Origin of the sequence: Ruegeria sp. HKCCA4812 (genome assembly GCF_013034245.1) — a bacterium.
Taxonomy (GTDB): Bacteria; Pseudomonadota; Alphaproteobacteria; order Rhodobacterales; family Rhodobacteraceae; genus Ruegeria.
Genome location: NZ_WQFQ01000002.1, coordinates 297,388 through 310,863, shown reverse-complemented (window position 1 = coordinate 310,863; position 13,476 = coordinate 297,388). Strand labels below are relative to the sequence as shown.

At 57.3% G+C, this 13,476-nt stretch carries 10 protein-coding genes; 7 read left to right on the top strand and 3 right to left on the bottom strand.

From position 1 onward, the window contains the following. Window positions 1-157: 157 nt before the first annotated feature. Genes gpmI through GOW04_RS08860 form a run of 3 tightly spaced genes read left to right on the top strand, consistent with a single transcriptional unit; the run spans window position 158 to window position 4,149 of the window. Window positions 158-1,675, top strand: coding sequence for a 2,3-bisphosphoglycerate-independent phosphoglycerate mutase (gpmI, locus tag GOW04_RS08870; RefSeq protein WP_152460194.1), 1,518 nt, complete (start codon window positions 158-160; stop codon window positions 1,673-1,675). Continuing rightward, window positions 1,672-2,802: a murein hydrolase activator EnvC gene (locus GOW04_RS08865; RefSeq protein WP_171232278.1), complete on the top strand. Its 1,131-nt coding sequence runs from the start codon at window positions 1,672-1,674 to the stop codon at window positions 2,800-2,802. Before gpmI ends, GOW04_RS08865 begins: the two co-directional genes overlap by 4 nt. Window positions 2,803-2,808: 6 nt before the next feature. Beyond that, window positions 2,809-4,149 (top strand): S41 family peptidase, encoded by a 1,341-nt coding sequence (locus GOW04_RS08860; RefSeq protein WP_171232277.1) that lies wholly within the window; start codon window positions 2,809-2,811, stop codon window positions 4,147-4,149. A gap of 42 nt (window positions 4,150-4,191) precedes the next feature. Here GOW04_RS08860 and GOW04_RS08855 read toward each other — a convergent pair whose 3' ends face one another. The 3 genes from GOW04_RS08855 to GOW04_RS08845 form a co-directional block, all read right to left on the bottom strand. Beyond that, window positions 4,192-5,718, bottom strand: a complete 1,527-nt coding sequence (locus GOW04_RS08855) for an MFS transporter (RefSeq protein ID WP_171232276.1) — start codon at window positions 5,716-5,718, stop codon at window positions 4,192-4,194. Window positions 5,719-5,796: 78 nt separating this feature from the next. Then, window positions 5,797-6,156, bottom strand: coding sequence for a hypothetical protein (locus GOW04_RS08850; RefSeq protein ID WP_171232275.1), 360 nt, complete (start codon window positions 6,154-6,156; stop codon window positions 5,797-5,799). Window positions 6,157-6,167: 11 nt separating this feature from the next. Further along, on the bottom strand, window positions 6,168-6,929 hold the full coding sequence (locus GOW04_RS08845) for a DUF6478 family protein (protein WP_171232274.1): 762 nt from the start codon (window positions 6,927-6,929) through the stop codon (window positions 6,168-6,170). A gap of 252 nt (window positions 6,930-7,181) precedes the next feature. Here GOW04_RS08845 and GOW04_RS08840 point away from each other — a divergent pair, with 252 nt between their 5' ends. The 4 genes from GOW04_RS08840 to GOW04_RS08825 are packed head-to-tail and all read left to right on the top strand — an operon-like array spanning window position 7,182 to window position 13,427. Next, window positions 7,182-10,289, top strand: a complete 3,108-nt coding sequence (locus tag GOW04_RS08840) for an ABC transporter transmembrane domain-containing protein (RefSeq protein WP_171232273.1) — start codon at window positions 7,182-7,184, stop codon at window positions 10,287-10,289. Then, complete coding sequence (locus GOW04_RS08835) at window positions 10,282-11,166, top strand: CPBP family intramembrane glutamic endopeptidase (RefSeq protein WP_171232272.1); 885 nt, start codon at window positions 10,282-10,284, stop codon at window positions 11,164-11,166. Before GOW04_RS08840 ends, GOW04_RS08835 begins: the two co-directional genes overlap by 8 nt. Window positions 11,167-11,226: 60 nt before the next feature. Then, window positions 11,227-12,156 carry an acetyl-CoA carboxylase, carboxyltransferase subunit beta gene (gene accD / locus GOW04_RS08830; RefSeq protein ID WP_171205075.1) on the top strand — a complete coding sequence of 310 codons (930 nt, stop codon included), beginning with the start codon at window positions 11,227-11,229 and terminating at the stop codon, window positions 12,154-12,156. Further along, the gene (locus GOW04_RS08825) at window positions 12,153-13,427 is read left to right on the top strand and encodes a folylpolyglutamate synthase/dihydrofolate synthase family protein (RefSeq protein ID WP_171232271.1); all 1,275 of its coding nucleotides are present in this window, start codon (window positions 12,153-12,155) and stop codon (window positions 13,425-13,427) included. Before accD ends, GOW04_RS08825 begins: the two co-directional genes overlap by 4 nt. Window positions 13,428-13,476: the final 49 nt, after the last annotated feature.

Genomic DNA, 13,476 nt, shown 5'->3' with positions numbered 1-13,476 from the left:
CTTTGCGTCGAAAAATGCAGCGGCTCATTGTCCGCCAGCGATGGGCCGAAGCCGCCAGGCCGTTTGATTAATTCTGCGTAAATTGCCGCAAAGATGGTTCACCCCTTGCCGGCCAGACGCTAGAAGAAGACCCAAGAGCAGTAATCGGAGATTTTCAATGCCAACCCCCAAACCCGTTGTTCTGTGCATTCTTGATGGGTGGGGCGTGTCAGACGACACACAGGCGAATGCGCCCTATCTGGCGAACACGCCGACCTTTGACGCGATCATGGCCAAATGCCCGCACGCCACGCTGACAACGCATGGCCCGGACGTAGGTCTGCCCAGTGGGCAGATGGGTAACTCCGAAGTCGGTCATACAAACATAGGTGCGGGCCGCGTTGTGGCCATGGATCTGGGTCAGATCGACCTGGCCATCGAAGACGGTTCGTTCTTTGACAATGAGGCATTGCAGGCATTCATATCCAAGGTCAAATCCTCAGGGGGTACGGCTCATCTCATGGGGTTGGTCTCGGATGGTGGTGTTCACGGGCACCTGAACCACATCATCGCTGCAACCAAGGCCATTACGGATGCCGGTGTTCCGGTCGCCCTTCATGCGGTCACGGATGGGCGCGACGTGGCCCCAAAATCTGCGCTGACCTATTTTTCCAAGTTGGAAGAACGGCTGCCCGAGGGGGCACGTGTCGTCACGGTAAGCGGTCGCTATTTCGCCATGGATCGCGATAATCGTTGGGAGCGGATCGCAGAAGCTTATGACGCGATGATCAACGGCAAGGGCAGGGCGGCCGACACCGCACATGGCGCTGTGGACCATGCCTACAACCAGTCTGAGTCTGACGAATTCGTTACGCCGACCGTGTTGCAAGGTTACAAGGGCGTATCCGACGACGATGGCTTTTTCTGTCTAAATTTCCGTGCAGATCGTGCTCGCGAAATCCTGCGCGCGATTGGTGAACCGGGCTTTGCCGAGTTCGAAACCGGGCCGCGGCCGAAACTGTCGGCGCTGCTGGGCATGGTAGAGTATTCGGACGGTCACAACGCATATATGACCGCGGTTTTTCCGAAACGGGCGATTGTGAACACGCTCGGGGAATGGGTCGCCAAGCAGGGGTTGCGTCAGTTCCGGCTGGCTGAAACCGAAAAATACCCCCATGTCACTTTTTTCCTGAACGGGGGCAAGGAGACCCCTGAAAAAGGTGAAGATCGCTATATGCCCAAATCACCCAAGGTTGCGACCTATGATTTGCAACCCGAGATGTCCTCGGCCGAGGTCACAGCCAAGTTTGTCGAGGCGATCGAACAAGGTTACGACCTGATCGTAACCAATTACGCCAACCCTGATATGGTCGGGCATACCGGCGACCTTCAAGCTGCGATTAAGGCATGCGAAGCCGTTGATGCAGGATTGGCTCAGGTCGTTGCTGCCTTGGAAAAAGCAGGCGGCGCAATGATCGTCACCGCCGATCACGGTAACTGTGAAGTGATGGTTGATCCGGAAACCGGCGGTCCGCATACGGCGCACACGCTGAACCCGGTGCCTATAGCTTTGGTCGGAGGGCCAGAAGGCGCGCAGGTACGTCAGGGGCGGTTGTCTGATCTGGCGCCGACCCTGCTTGATTTGATGAACCTGCCCAAACCGCCGGAAATGACCGGAGAAAGCCTGCTGTCATGAGGCTGACCGCCCTTGCGATTGTGCTGCTTTCAGCTTGTCAGGCCTTTGCCCAGGACGACGCTTCTCGGGCAGCACTGGATGCGGCAAGGATGCTGGAACAGGCGTCGATCTCGCTGAGCGAAGCAGACGGCGCAAGGGATCGGGTGCGGGCGCTGACCGAAACGATACAAGCCTATGAGGCCGGGCTGAGCGCGATGCGGACCGGTCTGCGCAAGGCTGCAACACGCGAAGCGCAACTGAGCGCGCAATTGAGCGCGCGTGAAAAGGACGTCAGGCAGTTGCTGGGCATTTTGCAGACCATCGAAACGACCGCACCGCCAGTGCTGATGCTGCACCCGTCAGGCCCATTGGGCGCGGCGCGGGCCGGAATGATGCTGTCCGAGGTGACGCCTGGGCTCAATGCAAAAGCGCAAGCGCTGGCACAGGACCTGCAAGAGGTTCAGACCCTGCGTCTGCTGCAACAAAGCGCCTCGGAAACTTTGACCGAAGGGCTGCGCGGTGTGCAGGATGCCCGCACGCGGTTGAGCGAAGCGATTGCCGACCGCACTGATTTGCCGCGTCGGTTTGTCGAAGACCCGGTGCGCACGGCCATTCTGATTTCTTCGACCGAGACTCTGGATGGTTTTGCAAGCGGTCTGTCAGAGATTTCAGAAGGCGAGATCATTGAAACTGACGCAAGCATCCTGGATCAGAAAGGACAGATTCCCTTGCCGGTGCAGGGCATCCTGCTGCACAAGGCCGGTGAACCGGACGCTGCAGGGGTCGCCCGCGCTGGTCTGGTCATCGGCACCCGTTCCCGTGCGCTTGTAACATCCCCCACTGCGGCCACGATCCGCTATCGCGGGCCATTGCTGGATTTGGGAAACCTTGTCATTCTGGAGCCGCAACCGGGCCTGTTGTTCGTGTTTTCGGGCTTGCAAGAGGTCTATGGTCAACCCGGGCAGGTGATCCCCAAAGGCACTCCGGTTGGCCTGATGCCGGGTGAAACGCCGGAAATCGGCGCAATATTGTCAACAAGCGGTGATGGCACTGGAACTGATCGCCCAGAAACGCTCTATATAGAGGTAAGAGAAGACAACACCCCGGTGGACCCGGAAACTTGGTTTCGGACCGACAAGGATGGATAAACGAGTATGAAGAAATTTGTGATGGCCGGTTTGGCCGGAACTGTGGCAGGCATTCTTGCGACAACACAGATCGCAGGTCCCCTGCTGGCGCAGGAGGCTGTGAACAAGGCCAGCGTCTATGAACAGCTTGACCTGTTTGGTGACATTTTCGAACGCATCCGTGCGCAATATGTCGAAGAGGTCGAACCCGAAGAACTTATCGAGGCGGCAATCGATGGTATGCTGACCTCTCTTGATCCGCATTCCAGTTATCTTTCGCCCGATGATGCCGAACAGATGCGCGTTCAGACTCGGGGCGAGTTCGGTGGACTGGGTATTGAGGTCACGCAGGAAGACGGTTTTGTCAAAGTCGTGTCTCCCATCGACGACACACCCGCTGACGAGGCTGGGATCGAAGCCGGAGATTTCATCACACATGTGGATGGCGAAAGCATTCTGGGCCTGACGCTGGACAAGGCGGTGGATCTGATGCGGGGTCCGGTCGGCTCCGAGATTGTTATTACCGTCGTGCGCGAAGGCGAACCTGATCCCTTCGATGTCACCATTATCCGTGACACGATCAAACTGACCGCCGTTCGCGCCCGCACCGAGGGCACAAGTGTCGTGCTGCGGGTAACGACCTTTAATGATCAGACTTTTCCCAACCTACAGGAAGGGTTGAAGGAACAGATCGAAGAAGCTGGTGGCATCGACAAGGTCAATGGTGTCGTACTGGACCTGCGCAACAACCCGGGCGGTCTGTTGACACAGGCCATCAAAGTTTCGGACGCGTTCCTGAACGAAGGGGAAATCGTCTCGACCCGTGGACGGGACCCGGAAGAGGGTGAGCGTTTCAACGCCACCCCCGGCGATCTGGCGGAAGGCAAACCCATTGTCGTGTTGATCAATGGTGGTTCGGCCTCGGCATCTGAAATCGTCGCGGGCGCGCTTCAGGATCATCGCCGGGCCATCGTCGTCGGCACCAAAAGCTTCGGCAAAGGGTCGGTTCAGACGGTGATGCCGCTGCGGGGTGATGGTGCGATGCGCCTGACCACGTCCCGGTATTACACCCCATCGGGGCGGTCGATTCAGGCTCTGGGTGTCAGCCCTGATATCATCGTGGAACAACCCCGTCCGGCGCCAGAATCGGAAGAGGAAGAAACAAACGCCCGTTCACGGTCCGAGGCCGATCTGCGCGGCAGCCTCAACAATGACAGCCTGAGCGAAGATGAGATCCGCCAGATCGAGGAAGATCGCGCCAAGGCCGAGGCAACCGCAGAGCTGAGGGAAGAGGATTACCAGCTGGCCTATGCCATCGATATCCTGAAGGGGCTGTCGGCCTTCAACCCCAACGGGCCGTCACAGTAAAACGGTAAGGGCTGCGGATGTCGCAGCCCTTGGCTCCCGGCTTTAGCTTTCGATCCGGTGCAGTTTTTTTTCGTCGAGAAGCAGCGCCAGAACGAGACCGACCGAGACGGACAAGGCCGAAAAGACGAAAGCCATACTCATCCCGCTGTCAAACGCCGCCGACATTGCCCGTTGAACCGTCTCTGCTTCGCTGGATGACAACCGGCTGATAACCGCATGGGCGGACGGCGTATCAAGTGTTCCGCCGTTGATCGTGCGAAGCTCTGCTTCGGTCAACTTGATGCCCGAAGCGGCCACATACTGGCGAAGCTCAGACAGGCTGACGACGTACATGATGGCCGTGGCACAGGCGACAGAGATTGCGCCGTAAACCAGGTGGGTCATGAAGCTCAGGCCGCCAACCAGACCAGCCCGTTCCGGCTTTACGGCGCACATTGCAGCAGTGCCTGACGGCCCAACCGTCAAAGTTGCGCCCAGCCCGATCATCGCCATGCCGGGCAGGATGCGAAAGTACCCCAGATCACTGGGCAGCGCGACAATGGTCGCAGCTCCGATCGTTGCGATCAGATATCCCCAAAACAGCAGCCGCTTGGGGCCGAAATCATTGTAAAGCGTGCCCGAAACAATTGATCCCACGGCAAGCAACATGGTCAGCGGCGCCAAGCCCAGTGCCGATTCAAACGTCGACCAGCCCAGCACCTTTTGCATGTATTGGGGAAAATACAGCAGCCCCACAAATGCCGCGGACACGTTGAACATGTTCAGGCCAAGGGTGATGCGAAACTCGCGGTTTTGCATCATCTGCGGCAAAAGCAGCGGCTCTGTCACGCGTTTTTCGACTTTGGGGAACAGAATGAAAAGCGCAGCACTGATGAAAAACAGCATCAACAACGGAACGGATGTCCATCCCCAGTCCGCGCCCACATCCAAACCGTAAAGCAGCAGCAAAACGGCAAAGGACAACACACCCATTCCGGCGAGGTCGAGGTGTTCATCCGGTTTGTGCTGTGTTTCGCGCTCCATCAGGATCAGCGCGGTGGCCATCGAAATGCAGGAAAAGACCACATTGGCGAGAAAAAAGTAGCGCCACTCTCCCAAGTTCACGGCCAATCCGCTGATCATCGGACCAAACACGTTTCCGGTGGTCACACCTGCCAGAATTAGCCCCATCACCAAGGCTCGATGTTCTGGCTTTGATACTTTGGTTGCCCCGAATGCCAGCGTGCAGGGCCACACACAACCCGCGCCGATGCCTTGCAGCGCACGCGCAATGACAAGAAAATCAAGACTGGGCGAAACAAAGCACATGACCGAGGAAAACAGAAAGATCGACAGGCCAAAAAGCATCATTCTGCGGTGGCCATACATGTCGCCAAGCCGTCCGCCTGCGACCATGGTCATGGCGAAAAACAAGGCATAGATGTTCAGAACCCATTGGGTGCTGGTGATGTCGGCGTCAAAGCTGCTTTCGATCGCAGGCACCAGCATCAGGGCGCCGGTAAAATCAATACCGATGCCAAATCCGGTAACCATCAAAGCGATGACTTTGACTATGCTGCTGCGATCCATGACAAGGCGCGATCCGCTCTGAAAACGCCAATGATGCACGAATCTGGCAAGATTGACAGGAAAACCAGCAGGAACGGATTAGGGGTCGTCTCGGCAAATCCGGCGGAAAGCGCGTTTCAGCATATCCAGTTCAGCCCGCAGCAGATCAATTTCGGCCCTTAGATCATCTGCGGCGGGCTCACCGGCAATCACCGTGAAGCTTCCCAGTTTCTCGGTCGTGGCTGCATCTGCAACGACGAACGTGTGCACACCTTCGGACAGGGCGGCAACAGGCACCTGTATGCGCAAGTCCCATCCGTTTTCTGCGGGCGACAGGTCAACGTCGCTGAGGGTTTCGCCCTGATAGCTTACCTCGGGGTTAGGCGTACTGCTGGCTTGAATGTGGCCTTGCCAGATTCCGTTTTCGAACCGGATGAAGGTTAGCTTGGTCTGCGTCATGACTGATCTTCTCACAAATCGGCACGATGAAAACGGCAAAACGTAAGATCCCGCACCACCATGCGATTCATCTCGGGCGTTTCAAAAATCAAATCCAGCCAGATTTTTTCGATCCTGCGCTCATTCAGCGGGAGATGCGCCAGATCAAAATCCACGGCTTTTGATACCTCGCCGGGATCAAGGCTTCGCAATACCTGTTCCATGTTGGGCCCGTGCTGAATGTTGAGGCGCGCGAAAACGCCCGATGGCTTTTCACACTCGATCAGGGTTTCCAGCCTCACAAGATGCTCGCGCGTTAGATGAATTGCAGCATCCTCAGGCAATTCAACCGAAACGGACAGGAAGGACCCCCCAAAGCTGAAAACCTCGATCACGAGACTGAACGGAGCCAGATCTCTGTCCCCTCTGTTCCGGACTTGCCGAACGGCAATTTCAGAAAGCGGGCAGTCGTGGAACACGCTGACCTGACTGTCCAGAACGGTCTTTCGCGGGGCCGAAGCCACACCCGGTTGCGTCAGGGGCGCACGCCATAGGTCGGGGCGGCAGCTCCAGTCTGTTCCGACGGGTTTGGGAAACTGCGTTGACCCAATCGTTGGCCGGATCAGGCGACTGTCCGCCTGCTGAATCAGATGATCAAGATGCCTGCGCAAACCGCGGGCCTGATCCCGTTGCAAGCGCAAATCTGCCTGGCTGGCATACGGCGCCTGATGCGCGGCTCGACGCCAGCGCCCCAGAATCTTGCGATGAAAATAGCGATCCAGAATCCTGCCCATGGCCACGTCGTCCGATAATGCCCGGCCTTAGTCAAGGACAACAGCATGAACAAAGCCGCAATAACGGAATTGCTATCGAAGCCTTGTGTTTTCCTGTTGGGGTCCCTCCATAATTTGGTTAGGCGCAACATGCTGAAACTGAACCGGTCTATTCTTGCAATGTACCGGGTCAGTGCTTACCGTTTGGCTCCTGCAAAGTGGGTCATCCCAAGAACAGCCACACAACAGTTTAGCGCATGACAAGGCCAGGTTATGGAGTCCACTTTATTTGCCTTCATTTGGAAATATTCGAAGAAACAGCAACTTGTTCTTCTTCTGCTGACGGTCCTGTCGTTCCCGTTTCTTTACGCCTCGCTGGAACTGCCCAAACAAATCATCAACGACGCAATCGGCGCGCCGGGTGACACGGTAACCATCTGGAACTTCACCGTGACGCAGGTTCAGTATCTGATGATACTGTGCGTTGCATTTCTGGCGACGGTGATCGCGAGCGGTGTCATGAAGATGCGCATCAATACGATGAAGGGCGTCCTAGCCGAGCGCATGCTGCGGCGCCTGCGCTATACGTTGATCCAACGGTCGATGCGGTTTCCGAAATCCTATTTTGCGACCACCAGCCAGGGTGAGCTGGTATCGATGATCACGTCCGAGGCCGAACCGATGGGTGGCCTGATGGGGGATGCCATCGCGCAGCCGGTTTTCCAGTTCGGCCAGATGATGACGATCGTCACCTTCCTGTTCATGCAAAGCGTTTGGTTCGGACTTGCCAGTATCGCGCTGATCCCGCTTCAGGCCTGGCTGATCCCCAAGCTTCAGCGGCAAATCAACCTTCTGAACAAGGACCGCATTCAGGAAGTTCGACGTCTGAGCTCAGAGATCGGCGAAACTGCGGCGGGTATCAGCGATCTGCGTACCAACGGAGGGTGGCGCTATCGCCTTGCGCAATTCAGCCATCGGCTGGGGAAACTGTTCGAGATCCGTTTTAAGATCTACAACAAAAAATTCTTCATGAAGTTCCTCAACAACCTGATAACTCAGATGACACCCTTCCTGTTTTATTCAGTGGGTGGATATCTGGCGATCACTGGCGAGGTGACCGTCGGTGCGCTGGTTGCCGCGTTGGGCGCCTACAAGGATCTGAGCGGCCCATGGAAGGATCTGCTGACCTATTACAATCAGGTACAGGACATGTCTTTGCGGTGGGAAATCGTCACCGAGAGATTTGCGCCGGACAACATGATACCGGAAGAACTATTCGAGGGTGAGCCTGAAACCATCCCGCGTCTGACTGGCGACATAGAGCTGCAAAATGTGACAGTTCGCGATAGCGATGGTAAAACTGTTCTCGAAGATCTCGATCTGACCATTCCGCGCGGCGCGCGCGTCGCAATTCAGTCTGGACAGGCGTCGGAACGCAGCGCGTTGGGTCAGCTTTTGACTCGAGAGGTGTTGCCGGCTCAGGGTGAGGTGATCATAGCCGGGCATAATCTGCGGGGTCTGCATCAGGCCGTCATCGCGGCCCGGATCGGCTATGCCTATTCGCGCCCTTACCTGTTTGACGGGACATTGGGCGACAACCTCATGATGCCTTTGCGCACGCATCCACGACATCAAGCAGATACGCTCAAGGCCCCGACGCGGTGGCAGATCGAAGCTGTTCGTGCAGGCAATTCACCGGATTCTCTGGACGATGAATGGATTGACCCGGGCCTCGCCGGTCTTGACGATATCGACGACATACGTGACTGGTGGTTCCAGCTGGTGGAAGCGATGGGTATCGACGAGTTCATGTTCCGCCGCACTTTGCGTACGCAGTTCGACCCGGAAATTCACCCGGTTCTGGCACAGGAAGTTGTCAATTTACGAGGGACCATCGCCAAGCGCCTGGCAGAAAAGGGGCTTGATCGATATGTGTACCGGTTCGACCCTGATCGCTTTAACCCGGCAGTTCCGCTGGGCGGAAACCTGTTGTTCGCGGCGCCATCCAAGGACATTTCTCCGGATATATTGGCGGGTGACGAACGGTTCGTTCAGATGCTCAGGGCCCATGATCTGGTTGACGACGTGATCAGCATCTCTCAGGCCGTCATGGACACGCTCAGCAAGACCTTCGGGCGGGACGGGGCGGATCACTTGCTTTTCCTGAGGCTTGGCATGTCCAAGGATATGTATCACAAATTGCTGGATATCGAAGAACGGCGCAAAGCCAAGGGTGATATGGCCGTGAGCGACCAGGAGCGCGCATTGCTATTGACGGTACCGTTCCTGTTGACGGCCGAGCAGATCGGCCCAAACTTCCCGGAAGAATATAAGGAAAAGATACTTGCCATCCGAAAAAGCCAGGCCAAGCGGCTGCGGGATGCGATGGGTGGCATGTTCATGTCAGTTGCGCCGGACATCTATGTGCCACGTCTGACCGTGATGGAAAATGCGATCTACGGCCGGGTGTCGTTGATGGCCGGTGCACACGCGGACGAAATAGAAGACGTTGTGGCCGAAGCCATGAACGAAGCCGGCCTGCGACGCCGTGCAGCTGCCATCATCTACGATCTGCCAGCAGGCCTGGGCGGGAACAATCTGCCGACCGTCTTTCAAGAGCGGGCTGCATTCTCACGCGCAGGCATCAAACGGCCTGACGTCCTGATTCTGGACAGGGCCCTGGCAAGTCACGATTCCGAAAGCCGGTTGCGCACCCGCCTGAAACTGCGGGAATTGTTGCCGGATTCCATTATGATCTTTATGGAAGATCACTTTGCACATCCCGAAGCGTATGATCTGTTTGTGGAAATCAAGGATGGTCGTATCGATGGTGTGTCACGATCCAAATCCCCGCAAGAAGACAGCACGTCGGACGATCTGAGCCGCAAGCTCGAGATCATTTCGGCGACCGAGTTGTTTTCCGGCGTGGATGGCCGCAACCAGCGGCTGCTGGCTTTCTCAGCGCAGTGGTACGAAGCAGCAGCCGGGCAAGTCATCTTCTCGCGTGGTCAGGCGCCCGACGCGGCGTATCTGTGCGTCTCAGGGCAGGCCAGGCTTGACTGGCCCACGGATGATGGACAAAAACGCCCGATCTCGATCATCGAACCCGGGCGACTGATCGGCGATCTCTCGATCATAACAGGAGAGCCCAGACAACTGGATCTGGTCGCCACCGAAGATTGCAGGTTCCTGCGTATCGGCGCCGAGGAACTGCGTGCCGTGGTCGAAAGCGACGCTTCGGTTGCTACGCAATTGCTACAGACTGTTGCAGGGTATCTGACTACGTTGTCCACAAGAATCAATGCGGCGCAGAACCCCGAGGAGCTGCTCCCGACCATTTCGGATCAGGCGAAACAGGAAAGCACGGGTAAAAATGCCTAAAGCATATTCCGCTCATGACCATCTGGTCGAAACCGCACGCGGCAAACCGGAAATCTGGCGCCTGTTGCTGGGGCTCTTGCTGGTTGCCGTGCTGGTCAGCGTTCTGAACATGGTGTTTTTTACCGTGGTTGCCGGGATGGGTCCGGAAAGCTGGGCGCAGACGCTTCTGTTGGGCGGTTCACCCCTCGCGTTGCTGTTGCTGTTGGCCAGTTTCGGATTCATCATTCTGGGCGTGGCCGTCGCCGCGCGGCAGGTTCAGCACAGGTCTTTGGTGTCCATCGTGGGCGGGTACCGATTGGCTGCGGGCCAATTCCTCAAAGTGTTGAAAGCACTGCTTATTTTGGGCGCTGTCGGGTTCCTGCTGCCGCCTTATGGCTTTGGCGGATCTCTGTCGCAGAACCTGCCATTGTCAACCTGGCTTCTTCTTTTGCCGGTTTCGGCCTTGGTTGTTCTGGTGCAGACCAGCGCCGAAGAACTGTTGTTCAGAGGCTATATTCAGCAAACCCTGGCAGCCAGATTTCGATCGCCTGTCATCTGGATGGGGGTGCCATCCATCCTGTTTGCAATTGGACATTACACACCGGACATGGCCGGCGACAACGCGTTGCTGATTGCGCTGTGGGCTTGCGTTTTCGGTCTGCTGACATCGGACCTGACGGCACGGACCGGAACATTGGGGCCAGCTATCGCCTTGCATTTTTTCAACAACATCATAGCGTTGCTGTTCATCTCGTTGCCCGACAATCTGAACGGGCTGGCGCTGTTCACCCTTCCGTTTGATGCATCCGACGCCGAACAGCTTCGTCCCTGGCTTCTGGTGGACCTTGCCGTGATGTTCGTTTGCTGGCTGACCGCGCGACTTGCGCTCAGGCGTTGATTGCAATTCCTTCCGTGGCGTCCTATTTGACGTCAACACCGCACAAGCCAAGGTTCCGACATGAACTGGATCACAAACTACGTCCGCCCCCGGATCAACTCGATCTTCTCACGCCGCGAAGTGCCTGAAAACCTCTGGCACAAATGCGACGAATGCGGAACGATGCTGTTCCATCGCGAGCTGGCGGAAAACCAGAATGTCTGCACACAGTGCGACCACCACATGGCGATCACACCGCGAGAGCGGTTCAAGCACTTGTTTGACGGCGGCATCTTTACCGAACTTGAAGTACCCGCGCCAAAAGACGACCCGTTGCAATTCCGCGATCAGAAGAAATACCCCGACCGCATGAAAGCAGCGCAGAAGAAGACCGGCGAAAAGGAAGCCATGCTGGTTGCCTTGGGTGAAATTGGCCGCACCCCCATTGTGGCCGCCGCGCAGGACTTTTCGTTCATGGGCGGATCGATGGGCATGTATGTCGGCAACGCGATCATCGCCGCCGCGCAGGAGGCGGTAAAACTCAAACGGCCGCTGATCCTGTTCTCGGCGGCCGGTGGCGCCCGTATGCAGGAAGGTATCCTCAGCCTGATGCAGATGCCGCGCACCACTGTGGCAGTCGAGATGCTGAAAGAAGCCAACCTGCCATATATCGTGGTACTGACTCATCCGACAACCGGTGGCGTTACTGCGTCTTATGCGATGCTGGGCGATGTCCATATCTCGGAACCCAATGCGCTGATCTGCTTTGCCGGGCCTCGCGTGATTGAGCAGACGATCCGCGAAAAACTGCCCGAAGGCTTTCAACGCGCCGAATACCTGCTGGATCACGGGATGCTGGACCGTGTCACCAGACGTACCGAAATGCGCGATGAACTGATTACCATCACGCGGATGCTGATGAATCTGCCGCCGGCGATCAAGGGCGATCTGCCTGCACCGGAACCAACCGACGCAATCGAGGCCCCCGCCGAAGAGACAGATCAGAAATGACGGCCAAGACGTCCGACGCCATCCTCGACCGGATGATGGCGCTGCACCCCAAGATCATTGATCTGACCTTGGACCGTGTCTGGCGTCTGCTGGCGGCATTGGACAATCCGCAGCTGAAATTGCCGCCGGTCATCCATATTGCCGGAACCAACGGCAAGGGCTCGACTCAGGCGATGATCAGAGCGGGGCTGGAAGGGGCGGGGCGCTCGGTACATGCCTATACCTCGCCGCATCTGGCCCGTTTTCATGAACGTATTCGATTGGCCGGAGAGCTGATCTCGGAGCCAGAACTGACGGCGGTTCTGGATGAATGCTACGCTGCGAATGGCGGCGAAAACATCACTTATTTCGAGATCACCACATGCGCCGCCCTGTTGGCCTTTGCCCGCGCCAAGGCAGATTTCACATTGCTCGAGGTCGGGCTGGGCGGGCGTCTGGACGCCACAAACGTGATTGAAAACCCGGCCGTCACGGTTATTACCCCCGTATCCATCGACCATGAACAGTTCCTGGGTGATACTTTGGGCAAGATCGCGGCGGAAAAAGCGGGCATCATCAAGCCCGGCGTTCCGTGCATTGTCGGCCCGCAACAGGACGAAGCGCTTGAGGTCATCGAATACACGGCCGCCCGATTGGGTGCGCCTTTGTTGGTTCATGGTCAGCACTGGCACGTGCAGGAAGAAAACGGGCGTCTGATCTATCAGGACGAAACCGGTTTGCGGGATGTGCCTCTGCCCAACCTTCTGGGCGCACATCAGATTCAGAATGCGGGCGCGGCGTTGGCGGTTCTGCGCCATCTGAACATGGGCGACGACGCATACGAAGCTGCCGTGACCAAGGCCGAATGGCCGGCGCGAATGCAGCGTCTGAAATCCGGCCCGCTCGTCGATCAGGCGCCGCAGGCCGAGATTTGGCTGGATGGTGGTCACAACGCCGCCGCCGGAATCGCGTTGGCGGACGTGCTGACGAACCTGCCGCAAAAACCCACGCACATGATCTGCGGCATGCTCAACACCAAGGATGTGACAGGGTATCTTGCACCTCTGGCCGAGAAAGCGACAAGTCTGACAGCCGTATCCATTCCGGGTGAGACCGCAACACTCAGCGCGGAAGAAACCGCCGCGGCTGCGGCCAGGGTCAACCTTCCCGCATCCACTGCTGACAGCGTATCGGACGCATTGAAAGTGATCGCGGACAATGACCCGCAGGCGCGCGTTCTGATCTGCGGCTCGCTCTATCTGGCTGGAAAAATTCTGCAAGAAAACGCGTAGGCGCGTTCCAGCCTCATGATCTGGCTGACACTGTCTTGGATAGGGCGCG

Bases quoted from the DNA above. Each gene is read 5' to 3' on its own strand.
- GOW04_RS08845 (WP_171232274.1), bottom strand. From the start codon at position 6,929: ATGGGCAGGATTCTGGATCGCTATTTTCATCGCAAGATTCTGGGGCGC.
- GOW04_RS08865 (WP_171232278.1), top strand. From the start codon at position 1,672: ATGAGGCTGACCGCCCTTGCGATTGTGCTGCTTTCAGCTTGTCAGGCC.
- GOW04_RS08835 (WP_171232272.1), top strand. From the start codon at position 10,282: ATGCCTAAAGCATATTCCGCTCATGACCATCTGGTCGAAACCGCACGC.
- GOW04_RS08860 (WP_171232277.1), top strand. From the start codon at position 2,809: ATGAAGAAATTTGTGATGGCCGGTTTGGCCGGAACTGTGGCAGGCATT.
- accD (WP_171205075.1), top strand. From the start codon at position 11,227: ATGAACTGGATCACAAACTACGTCCGCCCCCGGATCAACTCGATCTTC.
- GOW04_RS08825 (WP_171232271.1), top strand. From the start codon at position 12,153: ATGACGGCCAAGACGTCCGACGCCATCCTCGACCGGATGATGGCGCTG.
- gpmI (WP_152460194.1), top strand. From the start codon at position 158: ATGCCAACCCCCAAACCCGTTGTTCTGTGCATTCTTGATGGGTGGGGC.
- GOW04_RS08850 (WP_171232275.1), bottom strand. From the start codon at position 6,156: ATGACGCAGACCAAGCTAACCTTCATCCGGTTCGAAAACGGAATCTGG.
- GOW04_RS08840 (WP_171232273.1), top strand. From the start codon at position 7,182: ATGGAGTCCACTTTATTTGCCTTCATTTGGAAATATTCGAAGAAACAG.
- GOW04_RS08855 (WP_171232276.1), bottom strand. From the start codon at position 5,718: ATGGATCGCAGCAGCATAGTCAAAGTCATCGCTTTGATGGTTACCGGA.